Here is a 16,299-nt window from a genome sequence, read left to right as displayed (position 1 = left end):
TCCGAACAATGCTCGAGGAGGCTGGTCCCGTGACGAATATTCAAGACATCATCAAGGCATCCAACGTTGCGGTGATCACCGGCGGCGCCTCCGGTATCGGCTTTGCCGCGGCCAAGCATTTCGCGCAGGCCGGCATGAGTGTCGTCATTGCCGATCTCGGCGGCGACAGGCTGGCGAGCGCGGCCGACGCGTTGAAGGCGATATCGGGCGAAGAGCATGTGATGGCCATCGAAACCGACGTCGCCGACAAGGGTTCGCTGGAGGCGCTCGAACGCGCCGTCATCCAGCGCTTTGGCCGCGTCCACGTGCTGATGAACAATGCCGGCATTGGCCCTGAGACGTCGATCTTCGCCGCCCAGGCCGACTGGGACGCGATCCTCGGCGTCAATCTGCTTGGCGTGATCAACGGCACGCGCACCTTCGGCCCGCATATGCTGGCGCACGGGGAGCCCGGCCTCATCATCAACACCGGCTCCAAGCAGGGGATCACCACCCCGCCGGGCAACCCGGCCTACAATATCTCGAAGGCAGGCGTGAAGGTTTTCACCGAAGCGCTGCAGCACGAACTGCGCAACACCGACGGCGCAAACATCTCCGCGCACCTGTTGATCCCCGGCTTCGTCTTCACAGGCCTGACGAAAGGCGACAGGGCCGAGAAGCCGGCAGCCGCCTGGACCCCGGAACAGACGGTCGATTTCATGATCGATAGCCTTACCCGCGGCGATTTCTATATCCTGTGCCCCGACAACGACGTCGCGCGACCAACCGACGAGCGCCGCATGGCCTGGGCCGCCGGCGACATTATCGAGAACCGTCCTCCCCTGTCGCGTTGGCATCCCGACTATGCCGACAAGTTCAGGGCATTCCTCGACGCCAAGGATTGATTGGACATTTTGCCAAAGCCGGATATGAGACCATGCATTCATATCCGACCTTCAGAGTGTGACATGGATTTCCTGCCGACCTTTCCGACCCTTCTCGCTTTTGCAGCAGCAACGCTTCTGCTGGCTGCAACGCCCGGCCCCGACATGACGCTCTCGATCAGCCGCGCGCTCGCACAGGGCAAGAAGGCGGCACTCTTCGTCGTGCTCGGCACAAGCCTCGGCATCGTCGTCCATACGATGCTGGTTGCATTCGGTATCTCTGCGCTGATCACCGCCTCGCCGACCGCATTCCTCATCCTGAAGACAGGCGGGGCCGCCTATCTTCTCTGGCTCGCCGTTCAGGCGATCCGCTTCGGCTCGAAGCTGTCGATCAAGAAGGTCGAAGAGGTGAAGGGTACGCCGCTGTCAAACATTTCGTCCGGCTTTTGGGTCAATCTCTTGAACCCGAAGGTCATCATCTTCTTCATGACCTTCCTGCCGCAATTCGTCAGCGCCGGCGATCCCGCCGTCACCCACAAGCTGCTCTTCCTTGGTCTTTGCTTTATCCTGATCGGTATGCCCGTCAACGCCGCCGTCGTCTTCGCCGCCGATTGGCTGGCCGGCTGGCTGCAGAGCAACAAGAAGGTGCTGCGCGGTATGGACTATACCTTTGCCGGCGTCTTTTCCGTGTTCGCTGCGAAGATCCTGCTCACGCAGGCGCGCTGATCCGGGTTTCGGATCAGCCGATCAGCAACGCATCGTCGTCCAGGGTCTGCCCGCGCATCTTGCGGAACATTGCAATCAGATCCTCGACCTGAAGTGTCTTGCGGCTGTCACCGCTGACGTCGAGGACAATTTCGCCGCCGTGCAGCATCACGGTGCGGTGGCCGTAATCCAGCGCCTGCCGCATCGAATGCGTCACCATCAGTGTCGTCAGCTTGCGTTCCGACACGATCTTCTGCGTGAGCCCCATGACGAACTCTGCCATGCCGGGGTCGAGTGCGGCGGTGTGTTCGTCGAGCAGCAGCACCTCGGAGCCGGCGAGCGTCGCCATGACAAGCGAAACTGCCTGCCGCTGCCCGCCGGACAAAAGGTCCATCCGGTCCTTCATGCGCGTCTCTAGCCCTAGATTGAGCTCGGCGATCCGCTCGCGAAAATGCTCGCGACGTTTCGGGCCGAGCGCCGAAACAAGACCACGCCGTTCGCCACGCCGAGCGGCCAGCGCAAGATTCTCCTCGATCGACAGCGCCCCGCAGCTGCCGGTCAGCGGATCCTGAAAGACGCGGGCGACAAGCCCGGCGCGTGCAGCGGTCGGCTTGCGCGTTACGTCCGTATGGCCGATCAGCACCTGGCCTTCGCTCGCCAGCACGTCGCCGGCAAGCACGCCGAGCAAGGTGGATTTTCCGGCCCCGTTCGAGCCGATGACGGTGACGAAGGAGCCCTCCTCAATCGTCAGGTTGACGCCGTTCAGCGCCTGCTTCTGCAGCGGCGTTCCCTTGCCGAAAACGACTTTCACGTCCTTGAGGTTGATCACGATGCAACCCCTCCACGGCGAAGACGGGGAAGGACGAGCGCCACCGTGACCAGGACCGCGGTCACGAAATTGAGATCCGACGCCTGCAGCCCGATGACATCGGTCGAGAGTGCCAGCTGAATGGCGATGCGGTAGAAGATCGATCCGAGCACACAGCCGATCAGCGCGACCAGCAGACCGCGCCGCCCGAGCAGCGTCTCGCCAATAATGACCGCTGCCAGACCGACGACGATCGTGCCTACGCCCGATGTCACGTCGGCAAAGCCGTTCGTCTGCGCAAACAACGCGCCGCCGAGCGCCACAAGCGCATTGGAAATCGCCATGCCCAGATAGATCTGCCGGCTCGTATCGACGCCCTGGGCCCGCGCCATGCGGGCATTGGCGCCGGTCGCCCGCATCGCCAGACCGGTGTCGCTTTCAAGAAAGCGCCAGACCACGATAACGGCGATCAGAACGAGGATGCCAACGAACAGCGGCCGCACGTAGAAATCTCTGAGCCCATGCCCAAAAAACGGGCTGATCATCGTATCGGCATTGATCAGCGCGACATTCGGCTTGCCCATGACCCGCAGGTTCACCGAGAACAACGCGATCATCGTTAGGATCGACGCAAGCAGGTTGAGGATCTTGAAGCGAACGTTGAGAAGCGCTGTCACCATGCCTGCAGCGGCACCTGCCGCCATCGCGATCGCCGCCGCGGCCCAGGCATTGACGCCGGCGATGATGAGAACCGCCGTAACCGCGGCCCCCAGGGGAAACGAGCCGTCGACTGTCAGATCCGGAAAATCCAGGACACGGAAAGCGAGGTACACCCCAAGAGCGACAAAGGCATAAACCAGCCCCAGCTCCACGGCCCCCCAGAATGCGATCTGACTCAAGGCTCCTGCCCCTTCTTCTCTCATGTTTCGCACCTTGCGAAACCAGACTTTTAATACGATCAGCCGCCCCCGCGCAAACGGGAGGCGGCTGATTACTCTGCTCTGACGATAGGGCTTAGTCGATCGTCTTAGTAGCCCGGCTGAGAACGCTCTGCGGCAGGGTTACGCCCATTTTGGCAGCCGCCCCCTTATTGACCACGAGATCGCTACCGGCGGCGACCTTGACCGCGATATCGCCCGGGTTCTCGCCCTTGAGGATACGAACGACAATATCGCCCGTCTGCTTGCCGACATCGTAGTAATTGAAGCCGAGGGCCGCGATCGAGCCGCGCGAAACGGAATCCGTGTCGGCGGTGAAGAGCGGCAGCTTGCTTTCCTCGGCAACGGCGACAGCGCCTTCGAGTGCGGAGATGATCGTGTTGTCGGTCGGGACGTAGATCGCATCGGCACGTCCGACCAGCGCCCGCGTAGCGCCTTGAACTTCGGCAGACTTGGTCGCCGCAGACTCGACGACTTTCAATCCGGCTTTTTCGGCTTCGGCCTTCAGGACGGCCAGCAGCGATACGGAGTTGGCTTCGCCCGAGTTGTAGAGATAGCCGATCGTCTTCACATCGGGCAGGATTTCCTTGATCAGCGCGATATGCTCGGCAACCGGCGACATGTCGGAAAGACCGGTTACGTTGCCGCCCGGCTTGTCCATGCTTTTCACCAGCTGCGCGCCGACCGGATCGGAAACCGCGGTGAAGACGACAGGAATATCACGCGTCGAGGAAACGACGGCCTGCGCCGACGGCGTGGAGATCGGCACGATCACGTTGGGACCTTCGCCCGCGAACTGGCGAGCGATCTGAGCGGCCGTCGCCGGATTGCCCTGCGCCGACTCGAACATGAACTTCAGGTTCTCGCCTTCCTTGTAGCCGGCCGCAGTCAGCGTATCGAGAACACCCTTGCGCACGGCATCAAGTGCCGGATGCTCGACGATTGCCGTGACGGCAACGGTCACGTTATCGGCTTTTGCGGGCAGAGAAAGGGCCAAAGTGGCCGCAACGGCGAGCAGAATCGAACGCATAGGTATCCTCCAGATATGATTTTGGGCTGCTTTTAGGAAAAACAGCCCCCAAAATCAATCGTCAGAAGGTACTGTAAGGATCAAACTTGCTGATCAGTCGTCCGCGCCGTGATTGGCGATCATCATCGCCTCGAAGGCCAGGCGCTCGGTTTTGCGCATGCGTTCGGATTCCGATTTCAACTGGCCGCAGGCAGCCAGAATGTCACGCCCGCGCGGTGTGCGGATCGGCGAGGCGTAGCCGGCCGAGTTGATGAAATCAGCAAACTTCTCGATCTGCGCCCAATCGGAACACTGGTAGTTGGTACCCGGCCAGGGATTGAAGGGAATGAGGTTGATTTTTGCCGGCACGCCCTTCAGGAGCTGGATAAGCCCCTTCGCATCCTCAAGGCTGTCGTTGACGTCCTTCAGCATCACATACTCAAAGGTGATGCGGCGTGCGTTGGAGAGACCCGGATAGGCGCGGCAGGCGTCGATGAGGTCCTTCAGCGGATACTTCTTGTTGATCGGTACGAGGATGTCGCGCAGGTCGTCGCGCACGGCATGCAGCGAAATTGCCAGCATGACGCCGATCTCGTCGCCGGTACGGAAGATCTCAGGCACGACGCCTGACGTCGACAAAGTCACGCGGCGCTTCGACAGCGACAGGCCATCGCCGTCCGTGGCAATCAGCAGCGCCTGCTTCACCGCATCGAAATTGTAGAGTGGCTCGCCCATTCCCATCATCACGATGTTGCTGACCTTGCGGCCCTCGGCCGGCATGACCGTGCCCTGCGGCGCTTCGCGATCCGGAAAATCGCCGAGCCGGTCGCGAGCAAGCAGAAGCTGCGAAAGGATTTCCTCGGCCGTCAGATTGCGCACCAGGCGCTGCGTCCCGGTGTGACAGAAGGAACAGGTGAGCGTGCAGCCAACCTGGCTGGAAATGCAAAGCGTGCCGCGGCCTTCCTCTGGAATATAGACCGTCTCGATATCGACCGGGCGACCCGCCCCGCGAGCCGGGAAGCGCAGCAGCCACTTGCGGGTACCGTCGTTGGAGACCTGCTCCTCGACGATTTCAGGTCGCGCGATGGTGAAATGCTGCTTCAGCATTTCGCGCATATCCTTAGCGATATTCACCATGAGATCGAAATCGGAGACGCCGCGCACGTAGATCCAGTTCCAGAGCTGGCTGACGCGCATCTTGATTTGCTTGTCGGCGACGCCCTTTTCGCGCAGCGCAGCGCCCATGTCTTCGCGGCTGAGGCCGATCAGGGAGGGCTTGGGCAGAGCGTCGCCCCGCATCTGCGAGGCAGCAGGCTTGATTACGGTCATCGCATCCATGACGGACATAGGTCTAATCCCGAATTCAACATGCGATCCTCCCGGTAAGCCGGACGACTTGCGGGCACGAAGGGCATGATGGCAGAAATTGAGTGCGGAGTATGCCGGCAAAGCCGCGATCTGTCCGCTGTTGTGCGCGCCTTTAGCATCATTTTTGCCGCGCGTCACTATAGATGGAAACGGCAAAAGCCGGCGCAAGGCCGGCCTTCGAATTTCGTCGCTATGAAACCCAAAGCTTATTTGCAGGCTTCGATCTGCTTGAGCGAGGCGGAAATACCCGACAGCGAGTAGCTATAGGAGGTTGCCGTGCCCTTGCGCGACGTCGCGTTGACGGTCATCGAATGTCCGCCCTTCATGGCGGCGACAAGGGCCGGTTCCTGTGCTGCATTCTCGACCCAGCCGGCCTTGTCCTTGGTGAACATGACGAAGCTCTTGTTGTCGATCACGACCTCGATCTTCGATCCATCCTTGACGGTATAGCCCATCATCGCCTGAGGCTCGTAGGATATATTCTGGCCCGGCCGCTGCGAGACGATGAAGAAATTCTCGCCGTGGTCGATGCCCGCCGGCTTCTTTTCGGTCGGAACCGACAGCACGTAGCAGACAGTGCTCGCACCGGACTTGTACGAATAGGCGCCCCAGGCCTGGAACTGCTGGATACGCGTCGGCGCGGAGGAAGCCGGTGCGGCCTGCTGCGTTGCTGCCTGTGCCGCGGGCTTCTTGGACTGGGCGGATGCAATGCCGGCGCCGACGACGACGAGAGAAAGGGCGATTGCGAGACTTCTTACAAACATGGATATCCTGCCGGTTCTTGCGATTCGAGCCCGAAGCGAGCGGGCGGCGCATAATCACGATCTGCTTTATTTTGACTTAATTCAGGTTACCAAAGCGTCAACGCAGACCGCAAGAAGTGCCTGCCTGTGTCATTTCCGCCCGGGTGTCAATGTTGAGCGCTGGAACCTCGCCCGAGATGATGTGGTGTCGCTATGGTGCCGAACCATTGCTTGAGATGAATTTAAGACAGAAAGATTCAGGCAAGAGTTTGACCTTTCGAAAATCCGTTGTAGGTCATTGAGGCATGGAATTCCGTTAAGGATTTCGGAAAGCTAGGGGGTCTTTGAAAGGAAATGGATGCGGCGGAAAAACAGCGCTTCGCTGCCCTCGCGAGGGCTGTCGCGGAACGCCGCGACCAGCAGGCCTTTTCCGTCCTGTTCGACTACTTCGCTCCCCGCCTCAAATCTTGGTTACTACGCCAGAAAATGACCGCAAGCGAGGCCGAAGAGCTGGCCCAGGAAGTCATGATTGTGCTCTGGCACAAGGCTGGCCTCTACGATCCATCGCGCTCGTCGCTATCGACCTGGCTCTTCCGGATCGCCCGCAATCGCCGCATCGACCTTCAGCGACGTGCCCGCACTCGCATCTTGGACGAGGCGGACCCATCGCTGCAGCCTGTCGCGGAAATCGGCGCTGACGAGATGGTGGCAAACGACGACCGCGACGCGCATGTGCGCGCTGCGGTCAGCCGATTGCCGGAGGAACAACGCGAGATGCTGCGCGCGGCCTTCTTTCTGGGTCAGTCGCACTCTGAGATTGCCGAGGCGACCGGATTGCCGCTCGGAACGGTCAAGTCACGTATCAGGCTTGCCTTCGGCAAGCTCAAGAAGGTTCTGGACGCGGAAAACGCCTAGCGAACACCTCAGATCGTCTTCATGCCCTCGGGCTTGTCGGCGAGAGCGCTGTCGGCCGATTGGTAGTGCTTCGGCTTGATGTGGCGACTGACCATCGCGAAGGCAGCAGAGAGCACTGCGATGTCGTCGGAAAATCCGATGCCGACAAATACATCAGGGATCATGTCGATCGGCAGAACGAAATAGGCTAGTGCCGCAAGCAGCGTCCCGCGGACCTTGATCGGCGTCTGCGGATCGAGCGAACAGTAAAAGGCTGCGACGACATCGCGCGAAAACGGAATCTGGCGCACGGCCTTTCGGAAGGTCGGCCAGAATTTCTTCCGCACCGTGCGCTCCCGCCGGGTCTGCGTATCCTCGTCGCCCGGCAACAGAATCTCACCGTATTTGACGTCGTCCATTCCACTTCGTCCTTTCGTTCACGCGGAAATATGGGTGATCCTCGCGCCAGATTCAATCGGTCCGCCGCCCAGCCGCCTTGTCCATCGCGCTGGCGAGCTTAAAGTCGAGCTCAGTCAGCCCACCGGCATCATGCGTATTGAGCTTCACCTCGACGCGCGAATAGACGTTGAACCATTCGGGATGATGGTCGAGTTTTTCGGCAGTCAACGCCGCTTCGGCCATGAAGCCGAAGGCCTCGACGAAGTTTGCGAACTTGAACCGCTTCGAAATGGACGCAGCATTGTCGTCGAGCGACCAGCCCGTGAGTTTTGCAAGCTCCTGATCGATCGCCTGCCGTTCCAGTTTCTGCCTTTTCATGCGACGTTTTCTCCTCTTTCCACCAGGGTTTCCAATGAAACGCATCAGCATCCTGTTTGTTTGCATGGGCAATATATGCCGTTCGCCACTTGCCGACGGCATTTTTTCGCAACTGGTCGCTGAGGTGGGCATCGCCGACCGCTTCACCATCGATTCCGCCGGCACCGGCGGATGGCATCAGGGCGACCAGCCGGACCGCCGCTCGATCGCGACAGCGAGACATCATGGCATCGATATATCGCGGCATCGCGCGCGCCGCATCAGGACCGAGGATTTCATTGATTTCGATCTGATCCTCGCCATGGATCGCGCCAATATCGCGGAACTGCGCAATATCGCTCCCCAAGCCGACAACATTAGTCTCTTCGGCGAACTGGCGCTTGGGACCGGCGAGGACATCCCCGATCCCTATTATGGCGGCATTGACGGCTTCGAGCTGGTCTACGCCAAGCTTTTCACCGGCTGCAGGAAGCTGCTGGACGGGTTCGGTGCCGACAGTGCCTCATGGAGCGGGAAGACCTCTTCCGTCAGATAGGGACCACCCCCAACCGATTCCCGCGATGACAGGAGAACGAAGCGGGGGACCGTAAACGCCGAGGTCTGAAAGTTTCCACGTCCGGCAAGATAGTGAACCACATCGTCGACACGGGAAGATTTCAGCCGCGCCAGCGTAACGTGCGGGGTGAATTTACGGGGATCAGGCGGCAGCCCGATGCGCTGGCAAATCCGCTCGATTTCGGCCTGAAGAGCGTACATTTCGGGCGAAGGAGTAACGCCGGCCCAGATCGAGTGCGGCTTCTTGGAGCCAAAGGACCCGATGCCATCGAGACGCATTTGGAATTCGGGCCTGTCGATGCGGTCGAGTCGGTCAACGATTTCGTCTGCCGTGCGTCCGTCGACATCGCCGATGAACCGCAGTGTGATGTGGTAGTTCTCCACATCGATCCATCGGGCACCAGGGAGACCACCGCGCAGCAATGAAAGGCTCATTGCGGCATTGCGCGGAATTTCGAGGGCGGTAAAAAGTCTCGGCATAACGAGCACTCCCCGAATCTTTTGCAGGTGCTCACACGGAATCACGCATTCCCAACCTGCGCAAGTCCCTAATTCTTCACAGTAGAAATCGTTCCAATGAATTGCGTGATGGCCGGCTCCATCTTGCCGACCATCACCTCGACCCCCTTGGTGTTCGGATGCATGCCGTCGTCGAGCTTCAGCGCAGCGTCCAGCGCGACCCCGTCGAGGAAGAAGGGATAAAGTGCAACACCATGCTTTTGCGCGAGTTTCTCGTATATCGGATTGAAACGTGCCGCATAGTCCCCGCCCATGTTGGGCGGCGCAAGCATGCCGGCGAGAAGCACGGCAATACCGCGTTCCTTTAGCCGGACAATCATTTGCTCGAGGTTTTTTTCGCTCTCCTCAGGCGGGATACCGCGTAACGCGTCATTGGCGCCGAGTTCGAGAATGACACCGTCCGTCCCGTCGGGAACCGACCAGTCGATTCGCGCAAGGCCACCGGTCGTCGTATCGCCGGAAACGCCCGCATTCGATATCGACACGTCGAGACCCTTGGCCTTCAATGCTGCCTGCAGCTTCTCCGGAAAGCCGTCTCCGGGCGGAAGCTGGTAGCCCGCCATGAGGCTGTCGCCGAAGCCGACCAGCGTGATCGTTCTGGCATTCGCGGTCACCGAGAGCATCAGCGAGGCAACAATGACGGCGATGTGAAGGCCGGCAACTTTAAAACTCATTCCGCTTTCCCTAGATTGGCAACAGGATCGGCATTTATATAGGGCAATTACTGTTGGCAAAAACCATCATCGACTTGAAGCGCGCCGATTTGACGCTCGGCAGCGCCGCTGCGTCCGTCCATGTGTTGAAGGGCATCGACCTTAGCATCGCCGCCGGCGAATCGGTCGGCATCGTCGGCCCGTCCGGATCAGGGAAGTCGACCCTCCTAATGGTTCTGGCCGGGCTCGAGAAGCTCGACAGCGGCGAGATAAACATCAGCGACACGCCGCTGCATGCCTTGACCGAAGATCAGGTCGCCGATTTTCGCGGCCGCAATATCGGCATCGTCTTCCAGTCGTTCCATCTGATCGCCAACATGACTGCGCTCGAGAACGTCGCCGTGCCTCTGGAGCTTGCCAATGTTCCCAACCCCTTCGAGATCGCCCGCCGGGAGCTGAAATCGGTCGGTCTCGGCGATCGCCTGAGCCATTACCCGGGGCAACTCTCCGGCGGCGAACAGCAGCGGGTCGCCATTGCGCGCGCACTCGCCCCGTCCCCTGCCCTTCTGATTGCCGACGAACCTACCGGCAATCTCGACGCCGATACCGGCCGGCAGATCGCCGACCTGCTGTTTTCGAAACAAGCCGAACGCGGCATGACGCTTCTGCTCGTTACCCACGACACGGCGCTCGCAAAGCGCTGCTCGAGACAGATCCGCGTCCGTTCCGGCCGGATCGAGGACGACAGTGCGGCGGTGGAACCCGAAGCGGCCATGGCATGAGCCTCGTGCCCCCCCGCGTCTCGCTTGCTTTCCGTCTGGCGCTCCGCGAACTGCGCGGCGGCCTCAGGGGCTTCTACATCTTCCTCGCCTGCATCGCGCTCGGGACTGCCGCGATTGCGGCAGTCAATTCGGTCTCGCAGTCGATCACCGATACCATCGCAACCCGCGGCCAACAGATTCTTGCAGGCGACGTCCGCTTCGAACTCAACAATCGCGAGGCGAGCGAACAGGAAATGGGCTTCCTGCGCGGGTTGGGCAAAGTTTCCGTTTCGACCGGGCTGCGTTCCATGGCCCGCACGCCGGACGGATCGGATCAGGCGCTGGTCGAGGTCAAGGCGGTCGATGGCGCATATCCGCTCTACGGAACGTTCGAAGCGGAGCCGAACTACCCGCTGCATGCCCTCCTGGCAGACCAGAGCGGCACGTACGGCGCTGTCGCCGCCCCACTGCTTTTGGAGCGAATGGGCCTGAAGATCGGCGACGAGATCCTTCTCGGCAATGTCATCCTCAACATAACGGGCACGGTGAAGACCGAACCCGACGCCGTCTCCGAAGGCTTCGGGTTCGCCCCGCGCCTTCTCATCAGCGGGAAGGCACTCCGCGCCTCCGGCCTGATTCAGACCGGCAGCCTCGTCGAGCATGCCTACAAGATACAGCTGGACGATCAGGGCGACATGCCGACGGTCCGGGATCGAGCAGCAAAGGAATTTCCATCCGCAGGCTGGTCGATCCGCACAAGCGACCGAGCCGCGCCCTCGCTGACCGATAACATCGAGCGGTTCTCTCAGTTTTTGACGCTGGTCGGCCTCACAGCCCTCATCGTCGGCGGCGTCGGTGTCGCCAACGCCGTGCGCGCATTCCTCGATTCGAAGCGCACGACGATTGCAACCTTCAAATGCTTGGGTGCACCGGCGGCAACCGTCGTTCTGATCTATCTCTTCCAGATCGGCATTATCGCGCTTGCCGGAATAGCGATCGGACTTGTGATCGGTGCGCTGGCACCGATGCTGGCGGCACAGTTCCTTGCACAATTCCTGCCTATGTCTACTGCGCCGACGCTCTATCCGGTAGCGCTGTCGCTTGCCGTCCTGTTTGGCGTTCTGACAACGCTCGCGTTCGCGATCATGCCGCTCGGCCATGCCCGCGAGGTCCCGGCTACCGCGCTCTTCCGCGAACAGGGCTTCGAAGCCCGCAGCCTGCCGTCATGGCCTTACATTTTGCTGGCGGCGGTGTTTCTGATTGCACTCGCCGGCCTTGCCATCGTGACAGCCCATGACCGTTTCATCGCTGTCGTGTTCATCGGCGCGATCGCGTTTGCGTTTGTGATCCTGCGGCTCGTTGCGGCCGGCATCGCGTGGCTCGCCCGGCGTAGCCCGCGGGTCAGTTCGCCGGCCTTGCGTCTGGCGATCGGCAACATCCATCGCCCCGGCGCGCTTACACCCTCTGTCGTCCTGTCGCTCGGTCTCGGGCTCGCGCTGCTGGTGACCCTCACCCTGATCGATGGTAACATGCGTCAGCAATTGACCGGGCGTATGGCCGCGGGCGCACCGAATTTCTTCTTTGTCGACATCCAGGGATCGGAGGTCGAGAATTTCCGCAATCTCGTCAAGGCACAGGCACCGGATGGCAAGCTCGTCGAAGTCCCGATGCTGCGCGGCCGTATCCTGTCGCTGAATGGTCAGGACGTGACCAAGATAAAGGTTTCGCCCGGTGGTCAATGGGTACTGCGCGGCGACCGCGGCATCACCTATTCGGAGACGCAGCCGGAAAATGCCTCGTTGGCAGATGGGTCATGGTGGCCGAAGGACTATAGCGGCGAACCGCTGGTTTCCTTTTCGGCAGATGAAGCCAAAGACCTCGGCCTGAAGGTAAGCGACACGGTCACCGTGAACGTCCTCGGTCGCAACATCACAGCCAGGATCGCCAATCTGCGCAAGGTCGAGTGGGAGACGCTCTCGATCAATTTCGTCATGGTCTTTTCGCCAAACACATTCCGGGGCGCCCCGCACGCGTGGCTGGCGACGCTGAGCGATCCATCGGCGACGTCGAGCCAGGAAGCGGCGATCCTCAAATCGGTGACCAACAGCTATCCGACGATCACTAGCGTTCGGGTCAAGGACGCGATCGATATCGTCAACGCGCTGGTTGCCCAGCTCGCGACTGCCATCCGCGCCGCGGCCTCGGTCGCGCTCATCGCGTCGGTTCTTGTGCTTGCCGGAGCGCTTGCAGCTGGAAATCGCGCACGCACGCACGACGCGGTGGTTCTGAAGACGCTCGGCGCTACCAGGCGCATGCTGATGCGCGCCTTCTGCTACGAGTACCTCATCCTCGGCGTCGCGACGGCAATCTTCGCGCTCCTCGCCGGCGGAATCTCCGCCTGGTTCATCGTCGCGCGTATCATGCGCATACCCTCGCACTTCCTGCCTGATGTCGCCGGCATGACGCTGATCACCGCGCTGGTGCTGACGGTCGGCATTGGCCTGATCGGCACATGGCGCATCCTCGGACAGAAGGCAGCACCCGTTCTGCGCGAACTCTGATTGAAGCCGCTGAGAAATTCCCTTCACCTTACGGCGATTTAACCCGATCTCGGGTTGCAGGGCTCTTGTTTGCAAACCGCGAAAGGCTCATATTGTGTGCAGGCATGCTGGAGCTCCGCAGCGGCGCCCGGGAAGAAAACCCGACACCGTGTTCACATCGGAGCTGTCAAGAGGAAACTATGGCTGACCTACGCAACTACCAAGGCCGCGTGCAAACGCAAACCGGCGAACTGATCGATCAGGGCCTCCGCTCTTATATGCTCAAGGTTTACAACCTGATGGCATTGGGCCTGGTGATCACCGGCTTGGCCGCCTACTTCGCCTTCACATTCGCCGTCTCCGACGGCCAACTGACCGCCTTTGGCGCCGCCATCTATACCAGCCCGCTCAAGTGGGTGGTAATTCTTGCTCCGCTCGCAATGGTTTTCTTCCTGAGCTTCCGGATCAATAGCATGAGCGTGTCGGCCGCGCAGATGACCTTCTGGGTCTACGCCGCGCTTGTCGGTCTATCGCTGTCGTCGCTATTTCTGATCTACACCGGTCAGAGCGTCGTGCAGACCTTCTTTGTAACGGCAGCAGCCTTCGGCGGTCTGTCACTGTATGGCTACACGACCAAGCGGGATCTCTCAGCGATGGGCTCCTTCCTGATCATGGGTCTGTTCGGCCTGATCATCGCTTCGATCGTCAATATCTTCCTGGCCTCGTCGGCCATGCAGTTTGCGATCTCGGCGATTGGCGTGCTGATCTTCGCGGGTCTCACCGCCTACGATACGCAGCGCATCAAGGAGATGTACTACGTCGCTGATGACGCTACCGTGGCCGGCCGCAAGGCGATCATGGGTGCGTTGACACTCTATCTCGACTTCATCAACCTCTTCATGTTCCTCCTGCAGTTCATGGGCGACCGCAAGTAAGATGGAACGGGTTACAGGAAAAGGCGGCTTCGGCCGCCTTTTTTGTTGCGCAGATTTTCAGGGGATGATTTCTGAAGTATCGAACGTTCCTCTTATTGCCGGCCTGTCCGAATGCTCGTTTCCCTCCGCGACGCTTCCTTCTCCGATCTCGATGCCATCACCGAAATCTACCGCGAATCCGTTCTGAACGGAGTAGCGAGCTACGAGATCGTTCCGCCCGACTCCACTGAAGTGGCGCGGCGGTATTCCGCGGTGATCGAGCAGGGCTATCCCTACATCACCGCCCTGGACCATGATGGCACCCTGCTCGGCTATGCCTATGCCTCGGCCTTCCGCACACGTCCTGCCTACCGCTGGATGGTCGAAGACTCGATCCACATGGCGCCGGAGGCGCGTGGAAAAGGCGTCGGCAAGCTGTTGCTGGCAGAACTCATAGCGCGCTGCACGGCGCTCGGTTTCCGCCAGATGGTGGCAGTCGTGGGTGGAGCCCATCCGGCGTCGATCGCGCTGCACGCCGTATTGGGTTTCGAGGAAACGGGACGGCTGAGAGGCACCGGTTACAAGCACGGCCGCTGGCTGGATACGATGATAATGCAGCGCGCGCTCGGGGAAGGGGCGACGACGGATCCGGACCTATCGGCCTATCCGGGCACCCTGTTCAGGGGTTGATCATTTCTCGACCAGCTTCAGCGACTTGTTGAAAATCTTGAGAACCTGCTGCAGGTCATGTCCGCGCTTTAGAATGACGCCGTGGGTGTTGATGACAGAATAGGCGCCTTGCTTGGCGGCAAGCTTGGGGTTTTTCTCGATCCGGAACAGCGGCATTTCGCCGGAACGCTTGAAAACTGAGAAGACGGCTCGGTCCTTCAGATGATCGATCGCATAGTCGCGCCACTCGCCTTCGCCGACCATGCGACCATATATCCAGAGGACGGCGTCGAGCTCCCGCCTGTGAAAGGTAACCGGAAGCGGATCTTTGTTTTGCTTGTATTCCGTAAGATCCACGACAATGGACGAACTGCTATCGGCGGTTCGGCTTTCGCCACGCCGCAAATCCGGCTGATCTGTCATCAGTCTCCCAGCGCCTCCATTCGTGATAGGAGAGTGACAGTTTGCCCTAGCGTTTACAAATTGCAAGCGGGGGATCACTCACATTAATCATAGTCTGTGCAATCTCCCGCGCGCCGCATTTCAGTCAAAACAGCGCCTCATTTGCAAGGGAAATTCCCCCTCGATCGCGCCGCGGACCGAATCGCGACCCGCCGATCGACTGATATTGCGTGTGATCCTCCCGGATTGGAGGTGTATGCGAAAGTTTGGCGCTAGCGCGCCAAAGGGCCCGGCTGGACGTATCGACCTTAACCCCAGCCCCGAATACGATCAGCCGGGCCGCCCCGTTTTCCACCTGCCGTAGCAGATGAAAATCATCAGATATTCTTCCCCGCCATGACGACCGTCGCACCGAGTATGGCCGACGGCGTACCATCCTCGGTGGAGGATTGGAGTAGAATCGCACAACCTTCGAGATCCGGCTTCTGCAGGACATTGGCAGGCAGCGTCAAGCTCGTTTCCTTGCCGTCCCACATGCCGACCGTCTCGATGTCGGCAACGCTGTTGAGATAAGCGATCTTTTTCCCGCTGTTTTCGCCCTTCTCGACGTCGATGGTCTTTTCCCTGTTGAAGTACACCATGACGACATTGGCTTTGCCTGGTCCCGCACCAATCTTGACCTCAAGTTCATCGCCGTTGACCTTTGCATCGACCGGCACCGTCAGCCCTTTTCCTTCCGTAAGATACCCATCGATCCTGCCGGTGATGCCGCCAAGGTCCGCACCCGCTACATGATCGCGCCCGTTGACGACCACCTGTGGCGTGTAGACGTTGCCGCGCCCCATCGTCCGCGCATAGCCATATTGGCGCTCGGTGTTTTCCTTGGAGCTCAGCGTGTCGGCCCAACCGAGATAGTTCCAGTAGTCGACATGATAGGCCAGAGCAATGACGTCCCCGCGCTCGACAAGCTTGCGAAAAGCCGCATCGGCCGGCGGACAGGAGGAACAGCCCTGCGACGTGAAGAGTWCGACGACACCCTTCGGCGCCTCCTGGGCAAGCAGCGGGCCTGCAAGGACCATACCTGCAACCAGTGAAATCAAAAACCGCGGGAACATGCACCTTCACCTTTTTCTTCAGTGCCGGCGGCCAACCGGACGGCCGCAGGTTCTGATCAATGAACG

Annotated in this window: 19 protein-coding genes; 8 read left to right on the top strand and 11 right to left on the bottom strand. The window is 60.2% G+C overall.

Features of this window, described 5'->3' with window-relative positions; all coding sequences use genetic code 11:
* The first annotated feature begins 29 nt into the window (after positions 1-29).
* Both ASC97_RS21890 and ASC97_RS21885 read left to right on the top strand, forming a co-directional pair.
* Positions 30-884 (top strand): SDR family NAD(P)-dependent oxidoreductase, encoded by an 855-nt coding sequence (locus ASC97_RS21890; protein WP_057470501.1) that lies wholly within the window; start codon positions 30-32, stop codon positions 882-884.
* Positions 885-947: 63 nt separating this feature from the next.
* Positions 948-1,589, top strand: a complete 642-nt coding sequence (locus ASC97_RS21885) for a LysE family translocator (protein ID WP_057470429.1) — start codon at positions 948-950, stop codon at positions 1,587-1,589.
* Positions 1,590-1,602: 13 nt separating this feature from the next.
* Here the strand turns inward: ASC97_RS21885 and ASC97_RS21880 are convergent, their stop codons facing one another.
* The 5 genes from ASC97_RS21880 to ASC97_RS21860 form a co-directional block, all read right to left on the bottom strand.
* Entirely contained in the window at positions 1,603-2,397 is a 795-nt protein-coding gene (locus ASC97_RS21880) for an ABC transporter ATP-binding protein (protein ID WP_057470428.1), read from the bottom strand.
* Positions 2,394-3,275, bottom strand: coding sequence for an ABC transporter permease (locus ASC97_RS21875; RefSeq protein WP_057470427.1), 882 nt, complete (start codon positions 3,273-3,275; stop codon positions 2,394-2,396). The genes ASC97_RS21880 and ASC97_RS21875 overlap by 4 nt, the downstream gene beginning before the upstream one ends.
* Positions 3,276-3,390: 115 nt before the next feature.
* Complete coding sequence (locus ASC97_RS21870) at positions 3,391-4,344, bottom strand: ABC transporter substrate-binding protein (RefSeq protein WP_057470426.1); 954 nt, start codon at positions 4,342-4,344, stop codon at positions 3,391-3,393.
* Between the two features lie 93 nt (positions 4,345-4,437).
* Positions 4,438-5,670, bottom strand: coding sequence for a 23S rRNA (adenine(2503)-C(2))-methyltransferase RlmN (gene rlmN / locus ASC97_RS21865; RefSeq protein WP_057470425.1), 1,233 nt, complete (start codon positions 5,668-5,670; stop codon positions 4,438-4,440).
* Positions 5,671-5,897: 227 nt separating this feature from the next.
* On the bottom strand, positions 5,898-6,455 hold the full coding sequence (locus ASC97_RS21860; RefSeq protein ID WP_057470424.1) for an invasion associated locus B family protein: 558 nt from the start codon (positions 6,453-6,455) through the stop codon (positions 5,898-5,900).
* A gap of 333 nt (positions 6,456-6,788) precedes the next feature.
* Between ASC97_RS21860 and ASC97_RS21855 the strand changes: the two genes are divergently transcribed.
* Positions 6,789-7,349 (top strand): sigma-70 family RNA polymerase sigma factor, encoded by a 561-nt coding sequence (locus ASC97_RS21855; RefSeq protein ID WP_057470423.1) that lies wholly within the window; start codon positions 6,789-6,791, stop codon positions 7,347-7,349.
* Positions 7,350-7,357: 8 nt separating this feature from the next.
* On the opposite strand, the gene ASC97_RS21850 is transcribed toward ASC97_RS21855, so the two are convergent.
* Positions 7,358-7,747, bottom strand: a complete 390-nt coding sequence (locus tag ASC97_RS21850; protein WP_057470422.1) for a YkvA family protein — start codon at positions 7,745-7,747, stop codon at positions 7,358-7,360.
* Positions 7,748-7,799: 52 nt separating this feature from the next.
* On the bottom strand, positions 7,800-8,105 hold the full coding sequence (locus ASC97_RS21845) for a 4a-hydroxytetrahydrobiopterin dehydratase (protein ID WP_057470421.1): 306 nt from the start codon (positions 8,103-8,105) through the stop codon (positions 7,800-7,802).
* A 34-nt stretch (positions 8,106-8,139) separates the two neighbouring features.
* Here ASC97_RS21845 and ASC97_RS21840 point away from each other — a divergent pair, with 34 nt between their 5' ends.
* Positions 8,140-8,640 carry a low molecular weight protein-tyrosine-phosphatase gene (locus ASC97_RS21840; protein WP_057470420.1) on the top strand — a complete coding sequence of 167 codons (501 nt, stop codon included), beginning with the start codon at positions 8,140-8,142 and terminating at the stop codon, positions 8,638-8,640.
* Here ASC97_RS21840 and thpR read toward each other — a convergent pair.
* Entirely contained in the window at positions 8,547-9,140 is a 594-nt protein-coding gene (gene thpR / locus ASC97_RS21835; protein ID WP_057470419.1) for an RNA 2',3'-cyclic phosphodiesterase, read from the bottom strand. The two genes, ASC97_RS21840 and thpR, sit on opposite strands and share 94 nt — an antisense overlap.
* Before the next feature lie 68 nt (positions 9,141-9,208).
* Positions 9,209-9,853: an arylesterase gene (locus tag ASC97_RS21830; RefSeq protein WP_057470418.1), complete on the bottom strand. Its 645-nt coding sequence runs from the start codon at positions 9,851-9,853 to the stop codon at positions 9,209-9,211.
* Between the two features lie 53 nt (positions 9,854-9,906).
* Between ASC97_RS21830 and ASC97_RS21825 the strand changes: the two genes are divergently transcribed.
* From ASC97_RS21825 to ASC97_RS21810, 4 genes are all read left to right on the top strand, one after another.
* Positions 9,907-10,614 carry an ABC transporter ATP-binding protein gene (locus tag ASC97_RS21825; protein ID WP_057470417.1) on the top strand — a complete coding sequence of 236 codons (708 nt, stop codon included), beginning with the start codon at positions 9,907-9,909 and terminating at the stop codon, positions 10,612-10,614.
* The gene (locus ASC97_RS21820; protein ID WP_057470416.1) at positions 10,611-13,154 is read left to right on the top strand and encodes an ABC transporter permease; all 2,544 of its coding nucleotides are present in this window, start codon (positions 10,611-10,613) and stop codon (positions 13,152-13,154) included. The genes ASC97_RS21825 and ASC97_RS21820 overlap by 4 nt, the downstream gene beginning before the upstream one ends.
* A 179-nt stretch (positions 13,155-13,333) precedes the next feature.
* On the top strand, positions 13,334-14,068 hold the full coding sequence (locus ASC97_RS21815; protein WP_057470415.1) for a Bax inhibitor-1/YccA family protein: 735 nt from the start codon (positions 13,334-13,336) through the stop codon (positions 14,066-14,068).
* 111 nt (positions 14,069-14,179) lie between these two features.
* On the top strand, positions 14,180-14,737 hold the full coding sequence (locus tag ASC97_RS21810; RefSeq protein ID WP_057470414.1) for a GNAT family N-acetyltransferase: 558 nt from the start codon (positions 14,180-14,182) through the stop codon (positions 14,735-14,737).
* On the opposite strand, the gene ASC97_RS21805 is transcribed toward ASC97_RS21810, so the two are convergent.
* Both ASC97_RS21805 and ASC97_RS21800 read right to left on the bottom strand, forming a co-directional pair.
* Positions 14,738-15,139: a DUF2794 domain-containing protein gene (locus ASC97_RS21805; RefSeq protein WP_057470413.1), complete on the bottom strand. Its 402-nt coding sequence runs from the start codon at positions 15,137-15,139 to the stop codon at positions 14,738-14,740.
* A 356-nt stretch (positions 15,140-15,495) separates the two neighbouring features.
* Entirely contained in the window at positions 15,496-16,233 is a 738-nt protein-coding gene (locus ASC97_RS21800; protein ID WP_057470412.1) for a DUF1223 domain-containing protein, read from the bottom strand.
* Between the last annotated feature and the right edge of the window lie 66 nt (positions 16,234-16,299).

This window comes from Rhizobium sp. Root1203, assembly GCF_001424945.1.
Classification (GTDB): Bacteria; Pseudomonadota; Alphaproteobacteria; order Rhizobiales; family Rhizobiaceae; genus Rhizobium.
The sequence above is the reverse complement of the archived record's forward strand: the minus strand, read 5'-3'. Positions and strand labels throughout refer to the sequence as shown.

Bases quoted from the DNA above. Each gene is read 5' to 3' on its own strand.
- thpR (WP_057470419.1), bottom strand. From the start codon at position 9,140: ATGCCGAGACTTTTTACCGCCCTCGAAATTCCGCGCAATGCCGCAATG.
- ASC97_RS21810 (WP_057470414.1), top strand. From the start codon at position 14,180: ATGCTCGTTTCCCTCCGCGACGCTTCCTTCTCCGATCTCGATGCCATC.
- ASC97_RS21850 (WP_057470422.1), bottom strand. From the start codon at position 7,747: ATGGACGACGTCAAATACGGTGAGATTCTGTTGCCGGGCGACGAGGAT.
- ASC97_RS21830 (WP_057470418.1), bottom strand. From the start codon at position 9,853: ATGAGTTTTAAAGTTGCCGGCCTTCACATCGCCGTCATTGTTGCCTCG.
- ASC97_RS21845 (WP_057470421.1), bottom strand. From the start codon at position 8,105: ATGAAAAGGCAGAAACTGGAACGGCAGGCGATCGATCAGGAGCTTGCA.
- ASC97_RS21805 (WP_057470413.1), bottom strand. From the start codon at position 15,139: ATGACAGATCAGCCGGATTTGCGGCGTGGCGAAAGCCGAACCGCCGAT.
- rlmN (WP_057470425.1), bottom strand. From the start codon at position 5,670: ATGTCCGTCATGGATGCGATGACCGTAATCAAGCCTGCTGCCTCGCAG.
- ASC97_RS21870 (WP_057470426.1), bottom strand. From the start codon at position 4,344: ATGCGTTCGATTCTGCTCGCCGTTGCGGCCACTTTGGCCCTTTCTCTG.
- ASC97_RS21840 (WP_057470420.1), top strand. From the start codon at position 8,140: ATGAAACGCATCAGCATCCTGTTTGTTTGCATGGGCAATATATGCCGT.
- ASC97_RS21860 (WP_057470424.1), bottom strand. From the start codon at position 6,455: ATGTTTGTAAGAAGTCTCGCAATCGCCCTTTCTCTCGTCGTCGTCGGC.
- ASC97_RS21815 (WP_057470415.1), top strand. From the start codon at position 13,334: ATGGCTGACCTACGCAACTACCAAGGCCGCGTGCAAACGCAAACCGGC.
- ASC97_RS21855 (WP_057470423.1), top strand. From the start codon at position 6,789: ATGGATGCGGCGGAAAAACAGCGCTTCGCTGCCCTCGCGAGGGCTGTC.
- ASC97_RS21885 (WP_057470429.1), top strand. From the start codon at position 948: ATGGATTTCCTGCCGACCTTTCCGACCCTTCTCGCTTTTGCAGCAGCA.
- ASC97_RS21820 (WP_057470416.1), top strand. From the start codon at position 10,611: ATGAGCCTCGTGCCCCCCCGCGTCTCGCTTGCTTTCCGTCTGGCGCTC.